The organism is Alcaligenes nematophilus (genome assembly GCF_026344155.1).
Taxonomy (GTDB): domain Bacteria; phylum Pseudomonadota; class Gammaproteobacteria; order Burkholderiales; family Burkholderiaceae_B; genus Alcaligenes; species Alcaligenes phenolicus.
On the sequence record NZ_JAPKMZ010000002.1, the window covers coordinates 146724 to 165759 of the forward strand.

The following is a 19036-nucleotide window of genomic DNA, read 5'->3' on the forward strand; positions in this document are numbered from 1 at the left end:
TACTGAGGGAAAGATCAGAGGTTTTTAGACCACTTCGGTCTGTGCCTGACCTTCCTGACGCTCCAGGATTTCGCCCAATTGGTAGACGGTTTCGCCTTGCTCGGACAAAGTGGCGCTGATGGCGTCTGCCTTGTCTGCAGGAACAATGATGATCATGCCGATACCGCAGTTGAACACACGGTACATTTCTTCGTCGGCCACGTTACCGTTGCTTTGCAACCACTGGAACAAGGCAGGCATGGTCCAGGAATCGCGCTTCAGACGGGCAGTCAGGTGCTTTTGCAGAATGCGTGGCACGTTTTCCAGCAAGCCGCCGCCCGTGATGTGAGCCAGGCCCTTGATGTCCGCACCGTGGGCAGCCAAGGCAGCCAGCACGGATTTCACGTAGATGCGGGTGGGTTCCATGACCACGTCAGCCAAAGGACGGCCATCGAGCTCGTCGGTAGGCTTGGCGTTGGCGTGCTTGAGAATCTTGCGAATCAGGGAGTAGCCGTTGGAGTGGGCACCGCTGGAAGCCAGACCCAGAACCACGTCACCAGGAACAATGGACTTGCCATCGATAATGCGCGATTTTTCTACCGCTCCCACTGCAAAACCGGCCAGGTCGTACTCGCCTTCGGGGTACATGCCGGGCATCTCTGCCGTTTCACCACCGATCAGGGCACAAGCGGACAGTTCACAACCCTTGGCAATGCCGCTAACTACTTGAGCAGCCGTGTCGACCGACAGCTTGCCGCAGGCAAAGTAATCCAGAAAGTACAAGGGTTCTGCGCCCTGGACTAGAATGTCGTTGACACTCATGGCCACCAGGTCTATACCCACAGTGTCGTGGCGCTGCCAGTCAAATGCCAGGCGTAGTTTGGTACCAACACCGTCGGTGCCGGACACCAGAACGGGCTCTTTAAGGTGGGTAGGCACTTCAAACAAAGCGCCAAAGCCTCCGATTCCAGCCATGACGCCTGCACGCATGGTTTTGGCAGCCAGTGGTTTAATACGATCGACCAGGGCATCGCCCGCGTCGATATCCACGCCTGCATCGCGGTAGGTCAAGGAAACAGAAGTAGTGTTTTTCATGGGAAAAGCCGTGGGATATGTGAAAATTGCGAGTTGGACGAAATTGTACGACACATGACCGAGCAACTGATTCTGGATATATCTCCAGCACCGCCTGCCTCTTTGGACAACTTTGTTGCCGGAGCGAATCAGGCTGCGTTGCAGGCTCTGCGTCAGTGCAGTCCAGGACGCGCGGTTTACCTGTGGGGACCGCCCGGCGCAGGTCGAACACATCTGCTGCGGGCGATGGCCAGTCAAGACGACAGCCGCTATTTTAGTTCAGATACACCCTCCCAGCCCATCTTTGACATCGCTACCGATGACAAAGCCCCTCCCAGCCTCTTGGCCATCGACGATATCGAACGTTTTGACGAGCACGGACAGGCTGCCGTATTTGCACTGTACAATCGCTGGCGCGAGTCGGCCACCCGGCCAGACGCCTTCACGCTGCTGGTCTCCGGCGACCGGGCTCCCAAAACCATGTCCGTGCGCGAGGACTTGCGCACACGCCTGGGCTGGGACCTGGTATTCAGGCTGGAATACCTGTCGGACGCCCATCGGGCCGAAGCCATGCAACAGCGAGCCGCTGCCCGCGGTCTGCAGCTGCAAGCGGAAGTGCTCAGCTGGATACTGACTCACTACGATCGCGATATGAACCGCTTGAGCGCACTGATCGATGCGCTGGACAATTATTCACTGGTAAAGAAACGCCCCATCACTTTACCCCTGCTCAAAGAACTTCTGGCCAACAGCCAGACCCAATCTTCTAGTTGAGTCATGACTGCTTCTTCTTTTATTGCCCTGTTTGATCTGGACCACACTCTGCTTCCTTTAGATAGCGATTACCAGTGGGCTGACTTCCTGGCCCGTACCGGCCGCGTCGGTGACCCCGCTGAAGCCATTCGTCTGAATGAAGACCTGATGGAACGCTATAACCAGGGATTGCTGACGGCCGAGGAATCGGCCGAATTCATGTTGGGCCTGCTCACCAATGCCAGCCAGGAAGAGTTGCTGGCCTGGCAGGACGAATTCATGCAGGCCGTGATCCTGCCCTCGATCAGCCCCGCTGCACGCGAACTGTTGGCCCAACATCAGGACCAGGGCCATCTGGTGGCGATCGTGACCGCTACCAACGAATTTGTGACACGCCCCATTGCTGTGGCATTGGGCGTAGACCACCTGATCGCCACCACCCCCGAAATGAAAGACGGCCGCTACACCGGCAAGATCAGCGGCGTGCCCAGCTTTCAGGCTGGCAAGATCACCCGTGTAGAACAGTGGCTGCAAACCATGGGCAAAACTTTGGCCGACTTCGAGCGCAGCTGGTTTTACAGCGATTCGCCCAACGATCTGCCCCTGATGGAAGTGGTGACCGACCCCGTGGCAACCAACCCCAGCGACAAGCTGCGTGCCGTGGCCACCGAACGCAATTGGGTCGTCATCGATTTGTTCGCTGACATGATGGACAGCAAATCGTAAAATCAGACGCATGCTCAAGCGAACAATAAAAACATTTGTCGACCGGCTGCTCAAACCAGCCAAAAGCGCGCGTCCCAAAGGGCCGCGCCGCTACACACGAGAAGAACATGGCATAGACCGGCGTCTGGTCTCGCGTCATGCCATCAAAGTGTGCGAGGTCCTGAACCACGAAGGCTATCAAGCCTATGTCGTGGGCGGCGCGGTGCGCGATTTGCTGGTGGGCCTGGAGCCCAAGGACTTTGACGTGGCAACCAACGCCACACCCGAGCAAATCCGCCCCCTGTTCCGTCGTGCCCGCATCATTGGCCGCCGCTTCCGCCTGGTTCACGTGGTGTTTGGCCAGGAAATCATCGAAACCTCGACCTTCCGAGCCGATGATAGCGGCAAGCAAACGGACGAACATGGCCGCATCCTGCGCGACAACGAGTACGGCACCATCGAAGACGATGCCGCACGCCGCGACTTCACACTGAACGCGCTGTACTACGATCCCCTGACTGAAACCGTCATCGACTACCACAACGGGGTAGCCGATCTGAAAGACCGTCAGGTACGCATTATTGGTGATGCGGAAACCCGCTATCGCGAAGATCCGGTGCGCATGCTGCGTGCCGTGCGCTTTGCCTCCAAGCTGGATGCCACCATTGAACCGGCAACGGATGCGCCCATTCGTTCCTTGTCGCGTCTGATCGAGAACGTCCCCGAGTCCCGTCTGGCTGACGAAACACTCAAGCTGCTGAACTGCGGCCACGCCATGGACTGCATCCAGCGCCTGCAGGCGCTGGGTCTGCACAGCAAGCTCTTGCCTATGGTCGAGCCGGTTCAACGCCTGCCCGGTGGCTCTGAATTTCTGGACATGGCCCTGGCCCGCACCGACACCCGCGTTCGTGCTGGCAAATCGGTCAGCCCCAGCTTTATCTATGCCTGCCTGCTCTGGAAGCTGGTCAAGCAAGAATGGGAACGACGCAGTGCCCAGGACATGCATCCCCAGCAAGCCTTGCTGGAAGCCGCCGACCTGATCCTGGAAAAACAAAGCCGCATCATGCCGATTCAAAAGCGCTTCCAGTCGGATATGCGCGAAATCTGGTTCATGCAGCCCCGTTTTGAGCGCATCGCCAATCGCGCTATCTGGCGCATGACGGAACAACCTCGTTTCCGTGCCGCTGTGGATTTTTTACAACTACGCGCCGAAGCCAAAGAGGTGGATAGCGTGCAGGCGCAGTGGTGGATGGATCTGGCCGATGCCGGTGACGAAGAACGCAGCAATATGATTGCCGTGCGCAAACCTGCTGGCACCGCCGCTACCGGCTCGCGCAGCGGTCAGCGCCGTACCCGCCGCCGTCGCTCCAACGCCAAGCGCAGCAACGCAACGGGTGGAAGCGAATCGTGATTCCAGGCAGCACCACCGTTTTCGTCGCCATGGGCGCGAATCTGGGCGAAGCACGACAAACTCTGGACACAGCAGCGGCTGAACTGGCCGCTACTGCTGGCATCCAGGATCTGACGCTGGCCCATTTCTACAGCACGGCTCCCGTCGATTCCAGTGGCCCGGATTACGTCAATACAGTCGTTCGCTTCACCTGCACCCTGGCTCCCGAGGCCTTGCTGGACAGACTACAAGCCATCGAGCAAGAGCACGGCCGCACGCGCCTGTACCGCAACGCACCCCGCACCCTGGATCTGGACTTGCTGCTTTACGGGCAAGAGCAGATCAACACGGAGCGGCTGATCGTCCCCCACCCCCGCATGCATGAACGTGCTTTTGTGCTGGTACCGCTGGCTGATCTGGCTCCTGAACTTGAACTGGCTCAAGGCCACATCAGGGAGTTACTGGTCAACGTGCAAGATCAGGAAATCAAGCGGCTGAGTTGATACCCGCGGCCAGGCCCTCGTCCATAGCGGAGCCTGTCGCCAGCCGCCATCCCATTTGCAAGACCTGGGTAATACTGCTGACAATTTCCTCGCGGCGGGCCGCAGAGTCCACACGCAGCGCATACGAAGGATGCCAAGCTGCAATTACCCACGTCTGCCCTAAAAGAAACGGCTTGGCCAAATACTGAGCAAGCGGCACTTGGGTTCCCAGCAAAGCAGTCAAGGCCGTCGCTCCCAAGGTGACGATGACAGCAGGTTCAAGACGCGCCAGCTCTTCTTGTAACCAGTGCCCACATGCCTGCACTTCGGCTTGAGAGGGGCTGACATGCAAACGCTGCTTGCCTCGCCCTTTCCATTTGAAATGCTTGACGGCATTGCTCAGATACAGCGCATTGCGTTCAATACCGGCACGCTGCAAAGCCTGATCCAGAACCCGCCCTGCAGGACCGACAAAGACACGCCCTGCCAAATCCTCGTAATCACCGGGTTGCTCGCCCAGCAACATCATACGCGCTGTTGTCGGGCCTTCTCCCGGCACGGCTTGCGTAGCGTGCTCCCATAGGCCGCAGCGACGACAGGCTTCCAGTACAGACGGTTCACTGCGGTATGGCTGTGCGCTGTGGGCCTCCACCGCGACTGACTTGCCTGGCATCCGGGCTACCGCACTAAACTGCCCCACTCGCCGGGCGCCATTACGGGCCTCGCTAATCATGGCGGGAATCAAGCTGGCTTCGGGCAGGCCTTTCCAGAATCGCACTGGCATGCTCTGCTGCAAAGCGGTTTCATTCAGCCGAGCGGGATTGAAAATGCTTTGGTAATAGCGCAGCCACAAGGCCTCCACCTGATCATCGGCCGGGCCCGCCCGTAACGCCTCTATATTGTCGGGGGCATCCTGCAGCTGCAGATTCCGACCATCCCACAGTGCAAGCCCTTGCGGCGTCGCGATACACCACGACGTGCCCCCCATGCGTTTGGAGAAATAGTCTGCAATCCACTCCAGCACATCATGCTCAGGTTCAAACCAGGCCCAGTACTCGGGCTGCATGCCCTTGCCACAATGGCGGAACCGTACATAAGCCATCATGTCGTGTTTTTCCTTACGCACCGCTTTGGCCATCTCGTACAAACGGGCACCATCTTCGTCTGCTACAGACTCCACACTGCGATCACCCTGATGCCAGCGCCACAGGACACGGTAAAGTAAAGCCCAACGCGCCGGCGCACGACACAGGGCCGCATCCTGCAACAAGGCAGCCAGTCCTTTGGAAATACGCACAGACACACTGGAAACGGGCTGCTGCGCCTGGGGCTCTTGCAAGGAAACAGGCGGGGAAAGCGGCGTATGGAGTGCTTCATACTCCAGCCCGATTTGCTGCCCTTGCCGCCCCGAAGCCGGGCTTGCTTCTGCCCAACAAAGCTCCTCCGGCGACCAGCCCTCGGCCAAAGCGCGTAATGCCTGCTCACGCCAGGCCAGATAACCGCCGTTCACCATCAGAGTCATCATGACTGTTGGCTCCTGCTGCCAGAAAGAAGCAAGGTCGTCACACAAGGAGGATTCATAGCAAGCTCAGTTGCTGCGGATTGCTCGAGAGCATGCGTCGCAGCTTGTCTGACGCGGCTTCAGCAAGGCCGGGACGGTAATCCTGGACCACTACAAACGGCTGCAATGTCTTGATGGAACACCGCAAGCGAATCAAGTCCTGATATCGGATCGCCCGCATCTGACGAAGCTCGACCAGGCGCTTGGCATTGCGTATGCCTATACCCGGAACACGCGCAATCAGACGCTCGGGCGCCCGATTCAGATCTACCGGAAAAACCGCTCGATTGGACAAGGCCCACGACAGCTTGGGATCAATGTCCAAGGGTAAATCGCCCTTATCCTGAAACAGCTCCTCGGCCCGGAAACCGTAGCTACGCAGCAGGAAATCGGCCTGATACAGACGATGCTCCCGCAAGAGCGGCGGCGGCTGGGCTGGCAGCGCCGACGAACTGTCCGGGATGGGGCTGAATGCCGAGTAATACACCCGCTTGAGCTTGTAGGCTCCGTACAAGGTCTGCGCCGTTTGCAAGATATTGCGGTCATCCGCTGCATCCGCACCGACAATCATTTGTGTACTTTGCCCGGCAGGCACTTTAGGCCGCTTCTCCTCCTGAGCCTGTTCCTGGGACAGACGAATGACGCCCATGGCGCGCTTGATCGTATGCCCACTTTTCTCGGGCGCAAGACGGCTCAGGCCAGCGTCTGTGGGAAGCTCGATGTTGACGCTGAGGCGGTCTGCATAAAGACCAGCCAACGTAATCAGCTGGGGATCTGCATCAGGAATGGTTTTAAGGTGGATATAGCCGCGAAAATGGTGATCTTCGCGCAAGGAGCGCGCCACCTCGACCAGGCTCTCCATGGTGTAGTCCGAACTTCGTATGATGCCCGAGCTCAGAAACAGACCATCTATATAGTTACGCCGATAAAAATCCAGCGTCAGATCAACCACTTCGGCAGGCCGAAAACGCGCGCGTGGCACGTTGCTGGAGCGCCGGTTCACGCAATACAGGCAGTCATACTGACAAAAATTGGTCAGCAGTATTTTGAGCAGCGATACGCAGCGCCCGTCAGGCGTAAAGCTATGACAGATGCCGGCCCCCGTACTGGCCCCAAGACCCGTACGCCCACGGGAATCCCGTTTGGGCGCGGCACTGCTGGCGCAAGAGGCATCGTACTTTGCCGCGTCGGCCAGAATTTCGAGTTTGCGCGATAGCTCCATGATCGAAATACTGTATATAAAAACAGCATTATACAGTTTTCGCTCAAGGCGTCACTTATCCAGAAAACGTTCAAAGAGGGCAAGCGGCCTGGCCTGTCCGGCAAAGGACAAGCCAGCCAAACCAGCTCAAGCTAAAGGATCACGCGTCCAAAAGCTTGATCAAGGCCTCTTGATGATTGGATCGAGCTTCCAGCAATTGCCGCCCTTCTTCGGTCAACATGGCTATCAGGGGAGCGGGGAAAGGGGAAGGAGTCTGCGTCGTTTGCGGGATGGCTTGGACTAATCCCAGCGACTGTAATTGTTCAAAAACTGCTTGTTTCTTGTGCCAGGGGGTTTGGCGTAAGCGCACGAGCTCAAGAGTGTTCCAGATTGTGGGGTTGAGCTGCGGAATAGTGATGGAGCGCTGAAGTTGCGTCATACAAGGCCCTTAATTAAGACCACCCATACCGACGTTGTGTGCCCATAAGGGAGGTCAGCCAGAAAGCATCCCTATACCGTACAACATAACGATGTACAGAATATTTCAAGGAGTTCTGACAGACATCGTCGCAGCGCTCCTCCAAAACTCCAATAAGCAATAACCCGCGCTTGCGCCCTGGCAAACCCGGAAAAATCAGTCCGGGCCCGTTTTTTCTGCTCATTTTTTTTGATGCAAAATTGTTCCGAAAAGCAGCAAAAACACAACAAACGATCCGGCTCCAGCCAACCCCAGATTCGCGCTTAAACCGTAGGCATCCACAGTCTGCCCGCCCAGCCAGGAGCCAAGCGCTATGCCGATATTGAACACAGCCACGTACAACGCCGTAGCCACCTCAACAGCATTGGCAGCGGCCTTCATCATCCAGCTCATCAGCCCTACCGACACCCCGCCATACGCCAGGCCCCAAAGCAGCAAAATCGCACCTCCACTCAGCGGTGATCTACCCACTGTCAAGAAAAGCAAAGCAGTGATGCTTAGACCCAACGCTATGGCCATCAAGCTGGCTTCAGTGCGTTTGGCCGCCGACATCCCGATCAGGAAATTGCCCACAATCCCGGCCACTCCATAAGCAAACAACAAGGCTCCTATCCATTGAGCACCTATGCCGGAAACAGCCAGCAAAAGCGGACGCACAAAGGTAAATGCGCTGAAATGCCCCGCGACCAGAATCAGGGTCAAGAGCAAACCAAACCATAACTGCCGATTGCCAAACTGCTCGGCGAACTGACGCCATGTGGTCGAGCGCGACACGGACAGGGGCGGAATCACGGCCAGATGGAAGATCAACACCAAAGCGCTCAGCAGCGCCATGCCGCCAAACGCCCAGCGCCATCCAGCCAGTTCACCCATCAATGCGCCCAATGGCACGCCCAACACAGAAGCGGCGGCAACCCCACCGAAGATGATCGAGGTTGCCAAACCTGCAGACTGAGCCGGAACCAGACGGGATGCCAAGCCACCTGCAATGGCCCAGATGCCTCCCATACAAAAACCAACCAGAACACGGGCGGCCAGCATCCAGGCGATGCTGGGAGCCAGGGCGGAGGCTATATTGGCCATCACCAGCAAGGCCAGCAAACCGCACAGAATGCGGCGTCTGTCCACGCCACCAGAGGCCAGCACCACCAGAGGCGCAAACAGGGCTGCCAACAAGGCAGGCAAGGAAATCAGCAAAGCAGCCGTCCCCGTGGAAGTCTGCAAACTGTCTGCAATGGGAGTCAGTAAACCTACGGGCAGCATTTCCGTCGTGACCACAGAAAAAGTGGCTAGGCCAACGGCGATAACGGCCAGCCAGGACTGCCGCTTGCTGGGCTGCCCGGTCATGGATAGAGAAGAGGTATTCATCGCTACATGCTCAAAGAAAGAAGGCTAGACAGCGCAGGAGCGGGCTACTACAGGGGCGCGCAAACTTTGATAGCTGCACAAGGCAAGCAAGACGATCAGGGCAGCGGCATAGAGCGCAACCATAAAGCCGGAACTGGCTCCGCCCTGATCCACCATCCGCCCCGAAGCGGCAGCCCCCATAGCCACACCAATATTCAGACCAGCCAGCAGCCAGGTCATGCCCTCGGTTAATTGCTGCTCCGGCACCACACGCTCGACCAGCGACATGGCCACAATCATGGTGGGGGCGAAAAACAGACCAGCCAGCAAAACCGCCCCTGCCAGCTGTGCCACGCTGGCCACCAGCAATAAAGGCAAGGTCGTAGCGGCGGTAGCCAAACCGCCCAACAGCAGCAGGCGATGCAAAGGGATGTTCAGCTTCAAACCACCAAACACCAGACCTGCTGCGCAAGAACCCAGGGCGTAAGCCGACAGCACCAGGCTGGCCGCCCCCGGCTGCCCCATTTGCTGGGCAAAGGCCACGCTGACAATATCCACGGTGCCCACAATCACACCCATGGCGACCATCAGCAATGCCAGCAAACGCACACTATTCAGACGCAGGACCGAAGGGCGGCTGCCCTGCTCCTGTGCTTGGATCGGCGGCTCAGTCCCCTTTTGCAATAACAGAGCCGACACACCGGCAATCAGCAATAGCGCAGCAGCCAGCACACCGGCTTGTGGAAACACCAGGACCGCCAAACCCACCGACAAAGGCGGCCCGGCAATAAAGGTGACTTCATCCAGCACGGTTTCCAGCGAATACGCTGTTTGCAAGCGATCCTGCCCACGATAAATCGCCGTCCAGCGAGCACGCACCATGGCCGACATGCTAGGCATGAAACCGGCCAGCACCGCGCCTGCAAACAAGGTCCAGTCAGGCGCTTGCCACCATGTCGCCCCCAACAAGAGCAACAAGCCCAGAACACTAATGGCTGTTGCTAGCGGCAGAACACGGCTTTGCCCACGCCGGTCCACCCAACGGGACACTTGTGGCGATAGCAGCGCATAGCTCAATACAAAGGAGGCGGACACCGCCCCCGCCAAGGCATAGCTGCCCCGCAGTTGCGACAGCATGGTGATGATTCCTATCCCTATCATGGGCAGCGGAATCCGGGCCAGCAGCCCGGCCAGGGCGAATCCCCGTGTGCCAGGCGCGGCAAAAAGTTCTCGATAAGGCTGAGCCATTACATTCTCCGTGAGCGCCCGCTTGCCACGACACGGTGATGCGTCGACAATACATACAGGGCGTATGTTTAAAATGATATATACATACGCCGTGCATGTAAATATACATTCAACTCGTATGTAAGGAGAAACTATGGCACGCCGTACCCGCGCCGAGATGGAAGAAACCCGCGCCACGCTGCTGGCCACCGCTCGCACGTTCTTTGCGGAACGTGGCTATGCCGACACATCCATGGACGAGTTGACAGCGCAAGCGGGCCTGACACGTGGTGCGCTCTACCATCATTTCGGTGACAAAAAGGGTTTGCTGGCGGCGGTGGTCGACCAGATCGATGCGGAAATGGACGAGCGCCTGCAGGCTATTTCAAACAATTCCGAGGACGCATGGGACGGGTTTGTACGCCGCTGCCATGCCTATCTGGAAATGGCGCTGGAACCGGAAATGCAGCGCATTGTCTTGTGTGATGCCAAGGCCGTACTGGGGGGCGCATCACCCGAATCGCATCAGTATTGCGTGGGTTCAATGGAAGGCTTGATTCAGGCACTGATGGATCAAGGTCGGATTGAACAGGCAGATCCCCACGCCCTGGCTTCCCTGATTTACGGCAGTCTGGCCGAAGCCGCCTTCTGGATTGCGCAGGGAGAGGATGGGGATGCCCGCTTGGTAAAAGGGCTGGCTGCACTGGATTTATTACTGCGCGGCTTGCTGATCAAGTCCTGAACGGGCAATGCTGAAAAAGCCAGTGCCCAGGCAAAGAGCGGGCCTGAGATCATCTGCTTCTAGCGGCAGGCAGATCAACAGATCGAATTCTTGTTTACGCGACCTCTTGAGCCGCCAGAAATATACGGTCCTGGCATCTGTGGCGGTAATGAGCCTCTCCTAAAACCAGAACATTCAGGCAGCCAAGCAAAGCTCATACAAACGACAGACATAAAAAAACCCGCATTGAATGTTGTGCTGACGCTGCTATTACAAGCAGACCAGAAACACTCAGGCGGGTTTTCTATCTATAGCGCCGGGAAGCCCAAGCTTCCCGTTTCACGTCTTACACAGCGACCAAAGAGATCTCTGCGATACGCTTGCGCCACTCGGCAGGGCCAGTGTTGTGAACGGACACGCCTTGCGAGTCCACAGCCACGGTCACGGGCATGTCCTGAACTTCGAACTCGTAAATGGCTTCCATACCCAGGTCCTCAAAAGCCACCACTTTCGCATTGCGAATGGCCTTGGAAACCAGGTACGCGGAACCGCCCACAGCCATCAGGTAAGCCGATTTGTGAGCACGAATCGCTTCAATCGCGGTTGGGCCACGCTCGGCCTTGCCGATCATGGAGATCAGGCCAGTTTTGGCCAGCATCATCTCGGTAAACTTGTCCATGCGAGTGGCGGTGGTCGGGCCTGCTGGACCAACGGCCTCGTCGCGCACAGGATCAACCGGGCCCACGTAGTAAATCACGCGGTTGGTGAAGTCCACAGGCAAGGATTCGCCTTTTTCCAGCATGTCCTGAATACGCTTGTGGGCGGCGTCACGGCCAGTCAACATCTTGCCCGACAGCAGCAAGGTCTGACCTGGCGTCCAGGAAGCCACTTCTTCAGGAGTCAGCTCGTCCAGGTTCACCTGGCGGGACTTGTTGTAGTCCGGCGCCCAGTGAATGTCAGGCCAGGCCGACAGCGGCGGAGGTGCCAGCTCGGCGGGGCCGTTGCCGTCCAGCGAGAAATGTACGTGACGGGTTGCCGCACAGTTGGGAATCATGGCCACAGGCTTGGAAGCGGCATGAGTCGGGAAGGTATTGATCTTCACGTCCAGCACGGTGGTCAAACCGCCCAGACCTTGCGCGCCAATACCCAGAGCATTGACCTTCTCATACAGTTCGATACGCAGCTCTTCCAGCTTGCTTTGCGGGCCGCGTTGCAGCAGCTCGTACATATCGATATCTTCCATCAGGGCCTCCTTGGCCATCAGCATGGCTTTTTCAGCCGTACCGCCCACGCCAATACCCAGCATGCCCGGAGGACACCAGCCAGCGCCCATCGTAGGAACCGTCTTGAGCACCCAGTCCACCAGAGAATCGCTGGGGTTGAGCATCACGAACTTGCTCTTGTTTTCCGAACCACCGCCCTTGGCGGCCACTTGAATGTGAACCTGATCCCCAGCGACCAGTTCCACATTCACAATACAGGGTGTGTTATCGCGCGTGTTTTTACGGGTGAACAAGGGGTCGTTCAGGATGGAGGCACGCAGTGGATTATCCGGATTCAGATAACCGCGACGCACCCCCTCGTCACAGAGCTCCTGCAAGGAACGCTTGGTATCAAAGCGCACACCCATGCCCACTTTCAGGAATACGTTCACCACCCCGGTGTCCTGACAGATGGGGCGATGGCCCTCGGCACACATGCGCGAGTTGGTCAGGATCTGGGCGATGGCATCTTTGGCCGCCGGGTTCTGTTCGCGCTCATAAGCGCGGGCCAGATGTTCCAGATAGTCGGTGGGATGGTAGTAACTGATGAACTGCACCGCATCAGCGATGGACTGAATCAGATCGTCTTCTTTGATCGTGGTCATGGTGGCGTCTATATAAAAAACGGGATGAACAAGGGGAAACTATTTGCCCTGCCAGACAGGTTCGCGCTTCTCGGCAAAAGCCGTCGCGCCTTCCTTGGCGTCTGCAGAGGTAAAAATGCCGGCGATACGGGGGCGCTGCAGATCGAACAGATCCGACTGACGCCAGTCGCGCGACTGGGAAATGATGCTCTTGGCGGTTTGCACGGCCAAAGGACCGTTGGCGGCGATCTGCTCGGCCAGTGCCAGCGCCTGCTCGGTAGCTTTGCCGGGTTCGGCCAGACGGCTGACCAGACCCAGCTCAGCCATACGGGCTGCAGGGTACATACCACCGGTCAGCACCATTTCCATGGCCATGTGGTAAGGAATACGGCTAGGCAAGCGCACCATGCCGCCCGATCCGGGGACAATGCCGCGTTTCACCTCAGGCAGGCCAAAGTTGGCGCTATTGGCCGCCACAATCAAATCGCAGGACAGGGCAATTTCAAAACCACCGGCCAGGCAGTAGCCTTCCACAGCAGCAATCAGAGGTTTGGCAGGCGGACGCTCGCAAATACCGGCAAAGCCGCGGTCGCCTACATAAGGGCGCTGGCCAGTCTTGGCAAAGGCTTTCAAATCCATACCGGCGCAGAAGGTATTGTTGGCCCCTGTCAGCACGCCTACGGCAATGCTGGGGTCGGCATCGAACTCATCCAGAGCCTGGGCCAGCGCCTGCGCGGTTTCCAGGTTGATGGCATTGCGTGCCTCGGGACGGTTCAAAGTAATCAACAACACCTTGCCGATACGTTCAAGCGTGACAAGTTCACTCATGGACCTAGCCTCCTTTAGACTGCCGCCCGAGATTCTGTTTCAAGATCAGGTCAGCAAATAAGCAGTATTTGGACAAACGCATATGATACGTCTAAAAACAACTTGACCGCCCGGTACACAGCGGCCTTGCCCATGGCCCGGACGGCCAAAATAGCCCATTGCGGGCGCTTTTCTGCTGCAAGGGCGCAGTTCACGCTAAAATAGAAAAATTTTGCAGATTCTCGCTTTACTGGCCATTGCTCATGCTCACCTTTCAGCAAATCATACTTACGCTCCAGCAATACTGGGACAAGCACGGATGCGCTCTGCTTCAGCCCTACGATATGGAAGTCGGTGCCGGAACCTCTCATACGGCAACCTTTTTGCGGGCCATCGGCCCTGAACCGTGGCGCGCTGCCTATGTGCAGCCTTCGCGCCGCCCCAAAGACGGGCGTTACGGGGACAACCCCAACCGCCTGCAACACTACTACCAGTTTCAGGTCGTGCTCAAGCCCGCACCTGAAAACATTCTGGACTTGTATATCGGCTCGCTGGAAGCCTTGGGCATCAACCCCAAAGCGCACGACATCCGTTTTGTTGAAGACGACTGGGAAAACCCGACACTGGGCGCCTGGGGTCTGGGCTGGGAAGTCTGGCTCAATGGTATGGAAGTCACCCAGTTCACCTACTTCCAGCAAGTAGGCGGTCTGGACTGCACGCCAACCACGGGCGAGATCACCTACGGTCTGGAGCGTCTGGCCATGTACTTGCAAGGTGTGGAAAGCGTCTACGATCTGGTCTGGACCGAAGGTCACAACGGCCAGCGTATTTATTACCGCGACGTGTTCCACCAGAACGAAGTGGAGCAATCCACCTACAACTTCGAGCACGCCAGCACCGATGTACTGTTTGCGCATTTCAACGACTACGAAGCCGAAGCCAAGCGCATCATTGACGTGCCGCTGGCCCTGCCCGCTTACGAGCAAACGCTGAAAGCTGCCCACACCTTCAATATGCTGGATGCCCGCGGCGCCATCAGTGTGACCGAGCGCGCTGCCTATATTGGCCGTATCCGCAATCTGTCCCGCGCTGTCGCACAGGCTTACTACGACTCCCGCGAACGCCTAGGTTTCCCCATGCTGAGCAACAAATCCTCGGAGGCCAAGTAATGAATGCCTCCTCGACACAACCTTTGCTGATTGAACTGTTCACCGAAGAACTGCCCCCCAAAGCGCTGCAACAGCTGGGGCAAGCCTTTAGCGAAGGTCTGCAAAAAGTATTGGGCGAGCAAGCCCTGCTGGCCCCGAACTGTGAAGTGCGCGCCTATGCTACGCCTCGCCGTCTGGCGGCCTGGTTCAGCGCTGCGTACCAGCAAGCCGAAGACCAGCCTTATACCGAAAAGCTGATGCCCGCGCATATTGGCCTGGATGCCAATGGTGAGATCGCACCGGCACTAGCCAAGCGCCTGGCTGCCAAAGGCCTGGAGCATCTGAAGGCCAGCGACCTGCTGCGCGAATCCGATGGCAAGCAGGATTACCTGTACGCCAGCGGCATTGCCACTGGCGCCGCCCTGAAAGACGGTCTGCAAGAGGCCCTGGAATGGTCCATTACCCACCTGCCCATCCCTAAAGTGATGCGCTATCAGTTGGCCGATGGTGTCAGCAGCGTGCGCTTTGTACGCCCTGCTCACGGCCTGGTCGCCCTGTGGGGGTCGGACATCGTTCCCGTCAGCGCCCTGGGCCTGCAAGCCGGTCGCCAGACACACGGTCACCGCTTCATGTGCGATGTCCCCTTCGACATCCGTGATGCCGACAGCTGGGCCGCACAAGTCCAGGAGCAAGGCTGGGTGGTTCCTTCCTTCGAAGTTCGTCGCGAGCAGATTCGCACCGACCTGGAAGCTGAAGCCAAACGCCTGAACTCCACCTTGGGCAACGATCCCGAAGTGGAAGCCCTGCTGAACGAAGTCACCGCTCTGGTCGAATACCCCACCGTGTACGTGGGCCAGTTTGACGAGCAGTTCCTGCAAGTGCCATCCGAATGTCTGATTCTGACCATGCGTCTGAATCAAAAGTATTTCCCGCTGTTTGACCCCGCCACACAAAAGCTGACCAATCGCTTCCTGATCGTCAGCAATATGAAGGTGGATGATCCCAGCAACATCATCGAAGGTAACGAGCGTGTGGTGCGCCCCCGTCTGGCGGACGCTCAGTTCTTCTTTGAAACCGATCGCAAGCAAACTTTGGCCGAGCGTGTTTCCACACTGGCTGGCAGCGTGTACCACAACAAGCTGGGTTCGCAGCTGGACCGCATCGAGCGCCTGCAGTCCGTGGCTGGCTACATTGCCAAGCAACTGGGCGCGAATGAAGAGCACGCCCGTCGTGCCGCTTTGCTGGCCAAGGCGGACTTGAACTCCAATATGGTGGGCGAGTTCCCCGAGCTGCAAGGCGTGATGGGCGCTTACTACGCCCAAGGCGATGGCGAGCCCGAGGACATCGTGCTGGCTATTCGCGAGCAATACCGTCACCGTCTGGACCAGGCTGTCACAGATGCCAGCCTGACCCAAGCCATTCTGTTCCTGGCCGAGCGCGCCGAAGTTCTGGTCGGTATCTGGGGCATTGGGCTGGCTCCAACTGGCGAACGCGACCCCTACGCCCTGCGCCGTGCGGCTCTGGGCCTGATCAGCGCCTACGAACAACTGCAAGCCGGTTCCCAATTGAAGGCCAATAGCCTGAATCTGGATACGCTGCTGAACACCACCGCTTCCTTCTTCAAGGACGGGGTTCTGGCCGATGACACGGTCGATGCGGTTCAGACCTTCATCTACGAGCGTTACCGCAATCAGCTCAGCAACGATTACGAGCGCAGCGTGGTCGATGCCGTGCTGGCCCTGCGCCCACCACTGGAACAGGTTCACGCCCGCATTCAGGCTTGCGCCTCTTTTGCCCAACGCCCTGAAGCCGAGAGCCTGGCTGCCGCCAACAAGCGCGTCAGCAATCTGCTCAAGAAAGCCGAAGGCGAACAGGCAACACTGGACGACCAACTGCTGGTCGAGCCCGCCGAGCGCGAGCTGGCTACCAAGATTCAGGAATTGCAGCCCGTTGCCCAGGCCCAGTTTGAAGCCGGTGAATTTGATGCTTCCCTGGCCACGCTGGCCCAGGCCCGTGGTGCCGTGGACAACTTCTTCCAGGACGTCATGGTCATGGCCGAAGACCCTGCCATCCGTGCCAATCGCCTGGCCTTGCTAGCCAAGCTGCATGCACTGATGAACCAGGTTGCGGATCTTTCCAGGCTGGCTAACTAGTGAAACTTGCCATCATTGATCGGGACGGTGTCATCAACCATGACAGCGATGCCTTTATCAAAAGCCCACAAGAGTGGGAGGCCATCCCAGGCAGTCTGGAGGCCTTGGCCCGCCTGACCGAAAACGGCTGGAAGGTGGTCATTGCCACCAACCAGTCCGGTCTGGCGCGTGGTTTGTTTTCCATGACCACGCTCAATGCCATCCATGCCAAGATGCGCCGTGAACTGGCCTTGCTGGGTGGCTTTATCGACGCCATCTTTATTTGCCCGCACGGCCCGGATGATGGCTGCACCTGTCGCAAACCGGCCCCCGGCATGTTTCGCGACATTGCACATCGCTATGAAGTAAACCTGCAAGCCGTACCCTCGGTGGGCGATTCCTTGCGCGATCTGCAAGCGGCCAGCCAAGCCGGTTGTGCCCCCTGGCTGGTCCAGACCGGCAAAGGCATGCGTACCCTAGAGAAAGGCGGCTTGCCCGAAGGCACGCGCGTCGAGGCCGATCTGGCCGCTGTTGTCGACAAATGGCTCCACGGAAACTGATATGGGCATTATCCGCGCTTCACTCTATCAACTCTTTTTGTTGATTACCGTTATCCCCTACGCCTTTGCCTGCCTGATTATTGCGCCACTGCCCCTGGATATACGCTATCGCTTTACCACTGGCTGGCCACGTCTGGCTGTCTGGGGTGCGCGCACGATCCTGGGCATACGCTGGCAGACCAAGGGCTGGGAAAACCTGCCCGATGGCAAGGCCATCATCCTGTCCAAGCACCAGTCGGCCTGGGAAACGCTGTTCTTTCCTTCTTACATGCCGCGTCAGGTGTGCTTTGTGTACAAGCGTGAACTGCACAAAGTCCCTTTCTTTGGTTGGGGGCTGGCTTTGCTGCGCATGATCCCTATTGACCGTGCCAAGGGCCGGGATGCCTTTGAACAGGTGATCAAGATCGGGCAGCAGCGCATTGACGAAGGCCGCTGGCCCTTGTTGTTTCCCGAAGGCACCCGTACCGCCCCAGGCTCTACCGGCCGCTACAAGATGGGTGGCGCCTTGCTGGCCAGCCGTACTGGCACGCCCATTATTCCCGTGGCGCATAATGCGGGCGAATGCTGGCGTCGCAATGCCTTTATCAAGACGCCGGGCTTGGTTACTATCTCCTTTGGTCCTCCCATTGATCCTGCGGGGCTGACCCCTGAAGAAGTAAACCAACGCGTACAGACATGGATTGAAACCGAAATGCGCGTCTTGAACCCGGAACGCTATGACGGTCCCCCCACAACTGGCTCTGTTTCCTGACACGGCCTTTCCCCACCCGGCGCAGCGGCAAGAAAAGCCGCCCGCCGGTTCCGCTCTGCCCCCCCAAAGTGCCCTGACTGTCCGGCCCGAAAGCTTGCCGGAAGGCGTGCAATGGCAGCAGGTGGAGCTGGATGGCCACACCATTGGCTATCAGCTCAAACGCTCCCGCCGCCGGACTCTGGGCTTGACCATTAACGACAGTGGCCTGACCGTTGCCCTGCCCTCCTGGGTCAAGATCAGTCAGGCCGAGCAGGTGCTGCACAGCAAAAGCGCCTGGATACTGCGCAAGCTGCGCGAATACCAGCAGCGTCGTGAACAACTGGCCTTGCAAAGCCTGCAATGGGTCGATGGCGACACCCTGCCCTTTATGGGCGAGCCCATCCGCCTTAGCCTGAACCCGCAGATTCAGCAGGTACATTTCGACGGACGAGCCGGTCAGGTTCAAGGAGGTCAACGCCTGTCACTCCCCCTGCCCGTCGGTGCCGAACCACAGCGTGTGCAGGAACTGACGCAGGCCTGGCTGCAAAAACAAGCCAAACAGTGGTTTGAGCAGCGGCTGCAACATTATTTGAACCTGTCGGGCTTGAGTGCCAGCAAATTGCGACTGGCGGCCCCCGCCAAACGCTGGGGCTCCTGCAACAGTGACGGCACGATTATGCTGAACTGGCGCCTGATACACTTTCACCCATCCATCATTGATTACGTCGTCGCTCACGAGGTCGCGCATCTGCAAGAGATGAATCACGGCCCACGTTTCTGGGCCTTGGTCGAAACGCTCTACCCTGATTTTGTCAATGCGCGCAATCAATTACGACAATATGATCCAGGCACCCTGCCCCTGCTTTAAGGCAGGTTGAACTCTAGGAGCTCTACC

At 58.0% G+C, this 19036-nt stretch carries 19 protein-coding genes; 10 read left to right on the plus strand and 9 right to left on the minus strand.

The genetic code is table 11. The features are described from left to right. Window positions 1-24: 24 nt before the first annotated feature. Complete coding sequence (gene purM / locus OSH04_RS05790; RefSeq protein WP_266108099.1) at window positions 25-1074, minus strand: phosphoribosylformylglycinamidine cyclo-ligase; 1050 nt, start codon at window positions 1072-1074, stop codon at window positions 25-27. A 54-nt stretch (window positions 1075-1128) separates the two neighbouring features. Between purM and hda the strand changes: the two genes are divergently transcribed. From hda to folK, 4 genes are read left to right on the plus strand one after another with little or no spacing between them, the layout of a single operon-like run. Continuing rightward, complete coding sequence (gene hda / locus OSH04_RS05795) at window positions 1129-1827, plus strand: DnaA regulatory inactivator Hda (RefSeq protein ID WP_022983475.1); 699 nt, start codon at window positions 1129-1131, stop codon at window positions 1825-1827. A 3-nt stretch (window positions 1828-1830) separates the two neighbouring features. After that, complete coding sequence (locus tag OSH04_RS05800; protein WP_266108100.1) at window positions 1831-2532, plus strand: HAD family hydrolase; 702 nt, start codon at window positions 1831-1833, stop codon at window positions 2530-2532. Between the two features lie 10 nt (window positions 2533-2542). Continuing rightward, window positions 2543-3922: a polynucleotide adenylyltransferase PcnB gene (gene pcnB / locus OSH04_RS05805; protein ID WP_009461279.1), complete on the plus strand. Its 1380-nt coding sequence runs from the start codon at window positions 2543-2545 to the stop codon at window positions 3920-3922. A 29-nt stretch (window positions 3923-3951) separates the two neighbouring features. After that, entirely contained in the window at window positions 3952-4404 is a 453-nt protein-coding gene (gene folK / locus OSH04_RS05810; protein ID WP_266108279.1) for a 2-amino-4-hydroxy-6-hydroxymethyldihydropteridine diphosphokinase, read from the plus strand. Here the strand turns inward: folK and OSH04_RS05815 are convergent. The 5 genes from OSH04_RS05815 to OSH04_RS05835 all read right to left on the minus strand — a co-directional run bounded on the left by OSH04_RS05815 (window position 4388) and on the right by OSH04_RS05835 (window position 10218). Then, entirely contained in the window at window positions 4388-5908 is a 1521-nt protein-coding gene (locus tag OSH04_RS05815; RefSeq protein ID WP_266108101.1) for a UdgX family uracil-DNA binding protein, read from the minus strand. The two genes, folK and OSH04_RS05815, sit on opposite strands and share 17 nt — an antisense overlap. A 52-nt stretch (window positions 5909-5960) precedes the next feature. Then, a complete protein-coding gene (locus OSH04_RS05820; RefSeq protein ID WP_009461276.1) occupies window positions 5961-7166 on the minus strand; it encodes a putative DNA modification/repair radical SAM protein in 1206 nt (401 codons plus the stop codon). 139 nt (window positions 7167-7305) lie between these two features. Next, window positions 7306-7584, minus strand: coding sequence for a hypothetical protein (locus OSH04_RS05825; protein WP_022983473.1), 279 nt, complete (start codon window positions 7582-7584; stop codon window positions 7306-7308). A 219-nt stretch (window positions 7585-7803) separates the two neighbouring features. Then, window positions 7804-8991 carry an MFS transporter gene (locus OSH04_RS05830; protein WP_060185627.1) on the minus strand — a complete coding sequence of 396 codons (1188 nt, stop codon included), beginning with the start codon at window positions 8989-8991 and terminating at the stop codon, window positions 7804-7806. A gap of 24 nt (window positions 8992-9015) precedes the next feature. Next, complete coding sequence (locus tag OSH04_RS05835; RefSeq protein WP_022983470.1) at window positions 9016-10218, minus strand: MFS transporter; 1203 nt, start codon at window positions 10216-10218, stop codon at window positions 9016-9018. 133 nt (window positions 10219-10351) lie between these two features. Here OSH04_RS05835 and OSH04_RS05840 point away from each other — a divergent pair, with 133 nt between their 5' ends. Continuing rightward, a complete protein-coding gene (locus tag OSH04_RS05840; RefSeq protein ID WP_254002741.1) occupies window positions 10352-10939 on the plus strand; it encodes a TetR/AcrR family transcriptional regulator in 588 nt (195 codons plus the stop codon). Between the two features lie 325 nt (window positions 10940-11264). Here OSH04_RS05840 and OSH04_RS05845 read toward each other — a convergent pair whose 3' ends face one another. From OSH04_RS05845 to OSH04_RS05855, 3 genes are read right to left on the minus strand one after another with little or no spacing between them, the layout of a single operon-like run. Continuing rightward, window positions 11265-12785 carry a fumarate hydratase gene (locus OSH04_RS05845; protein ID WP_022983469.1) on the minus strand — a complete coding sequence of 507 codons (1521 nt, stop codon included), beginning with the start codon at window positions 12783-12785 and terminating at the stop codon, window positions 11265-11267. 39 nt (window positions 12786-12824) lie between these two features. Continuing rightward, complete coding sequence (locus OSH04_RS05850; protein ID WP_257113070.1) at window positions 12825-13592, minus strand: crotonase/enoyl-CoA hydratase family protein; 768 nt, start codon at window positions 13590-13592, stop codon at window positions 12825-12827. A gap of 50 nt (window positions 13593-13642) precedes the next feature. Further along, entirely contained in the window at window positions 13643-13888 is a 246-nt protein-coding gene (locus tag OSH04_RS05855) for a hypothetical protein (protein ID WP_162473396.1), read from the minus strand. Here OSH04_RS05855 and glyQ point away from each other — a divergent pair. From glyQ to OSH04_RS05880, 5 genes are read left to right on the plus strand one after another with little or no spacing between them, the layout of a single operon-like run. Then, window positions 13835-14740 (plus strand): glycine--tRNA ligase subunit alpha, encoded by a 906-nt coding sequence (gene glyQ / locus OSH04_RS05860; RefSeq protein WP_026485201.1) that lies wholly within the window; start codon window positions 13835-13837, stop codon window positions 14738-14740. The genes OSH04_RS05855 and glyQ overlap by 54 nt on opposite strands. Further along, a complete protein-coding gene (gene glyS, locus OSH04_RS05865) occupies window positions 14740-16872 on the plus strand; it encodes a glycine--tRNA ligase subunit beta (RefSeq protein WP_266108102.1) in 2133 nt (710 codons plus the stop codon). Before glyQ ends, glyS begins: the two co-directional genes overlap by 1 nt. Further along, on the plus strand, window positions 16872-17411 hold the full coding sequence (gene gmhB, locus OSH04_RS05870) for a D-glycero-beta-D-manno-heptose 1,7-bisphosphate 7-phosphatase (RefSeq protein ID WP_026485199.1): 540 nt from the start codon (window positions 16872-16874) through the stop codon (window positions 17409-17411). Before glyS ends, gmhB begins: the two co-directional genes overlap by 1 nt. A 1-nt stretch (window position 17412) precedes the next feature. Beyond that, window positions 17413-18162 carry a lysophospholipid acyltransferase family protein gene (locus tag OSH04_RS05875; RefSeq protein ID WP_009454973.1) on the plus strand — a complete coding sequence of 250 codons (750 nt, stop codon included), beginning with the start codon at window positions 17413-17415 and terminating at the stop codon, window positions 18160-18162. Then, the gene (locus tag OSH04_RS05880; RefSeq protein ID WP_266108103.1) at window positions 18128-19009 is read left to right on the plus strand and encodes a M48 family metallopeptidase; all 882 of its coding nucleotides are present in this window, start codon (window positions 18128-18130) and stop codon (window positions 19007-19009) included. The genes OSH04_RS05875 and OSH04_RS05880 overlap by 35 nt, the downstream gene beginning before the upstream one ends. Window positions 19010-19036 lie beyond the last annotated feature (27 nt).

Bases quoted from the DNA above. Each gene is read 5' to 3' on its own strand.
- OSH04_RS05815 (WP_266108101.1), bottom strand. From the start codon at position 5,908: ATGATGACTCTGATGGTGAACGGCGGTTATCTGGCCTGGCGTGAGCAG.
- OSH04_RS05845 (WP_022983469.1), bottom strand. From the start codon at position 12,785: ATGACCACGATCAAAGAAGACGATCTGATTCAGTCCATCGCTGATGCG.
- purM (WP_266108099.1), bottom strand. From the start codon at position 1,074: ATGAAAAACACTACTTCTGTTTCCTTGACCTACCGCGATGCAGGCGTG.
- OSH04_RS05820 (WP_009461276.1), bottom strand. From the start codon at position 7,166: ATGGAGCTATCGCGCAAACTCGAAATTCTGGCCGACGCGGCAAAGTAC.
- OSH04_RS05880 (WP_266108103.1), top strand. From the start codon at position 18,128: ATGACGGTCCCCCCACAACTGGCTCTGTTTCCTGACACGGCCTTTCCC.
- hda (WP_022983475.1), top strand. From the start codon at position 1,129: ATGACCGAGCAACTGATTCTGGATATATCTCCAGCACCGCCTGCCTCT.
- OSH04_RS05800 (WP_266108100.1), top strand. From the start codon at position 1,831: ATGACTGCTTCTTCTTTTATTGCCCTGTTTGATCTGGACCACACTCTG.
- pcnB (WP_009461279.1), top strand. From the start codon at position 2,543: ATGCTCAAGCGAACAATAAAAACATTTGTCGACCGGCTGCTCAAACCA.
- OSH04_RS05825 (WP_022983473.1), bottom strand. From the start codon at position 7,584: ATGACGCAACTTCAGCGCTCCATCACTATTCCGCAGCTCAACCCCACA.
- glyQ (WP_026485201.1), top strand. From the start codon at position 13,835: ATGCTCACCTTTCAGCAAATCATACTTACGCTCCAGCAATACTGGGAC.
- glyS (WP_266108102.1), top strand. From the start codon at position 14,740: ATGAATGCCTCCTCGACACAACCTTTGCTGATTGAACTGTTCACCGAA.
- OSH04_RS05840 (WP_254002741.1), top strand. From the start codon at position 10,352: ATGGCACGCCGTACCCGCGCCGAGATGGAAGAAACCCGCGCCACGCTG.
- folK (WP_266108279.1), top strand. From the start codon at position 3,952: ATGGGCGCGAATCTGGGCGAAGCACGACAAACTCTGGACACAGCAGCG.
- OSH04_RS05875 (WP_009454973.1), top strand. From the start codon at position 17,413: ATGGGCATTATCCGCGCTTCACTCTATCAACTCTTTTTGTTGATTACC.
- OSH04_RS05850 (WP_257113070.1), bottom strand. From the start codon at position 13,592: ATGAGTGAACTTGTCACGCTTGAACGTATCGGCAAGGTGTTGTTGATT.
- OSH04_RS05830 (WP_060185627.1), bottom strand. From the start codon at position 8,991: ATGAATACCTCTTCTCTATCCATGACCGGGCAGCCCAGCAAGCGGCAG.
- OSH04_RS05835 (WP_022983470.1), bottom strand. From the start codon at position 10,218: ATGGCTCAGCCTTATCGAGAACTTTTTGCCGCGCCTGGCACACGGGGA.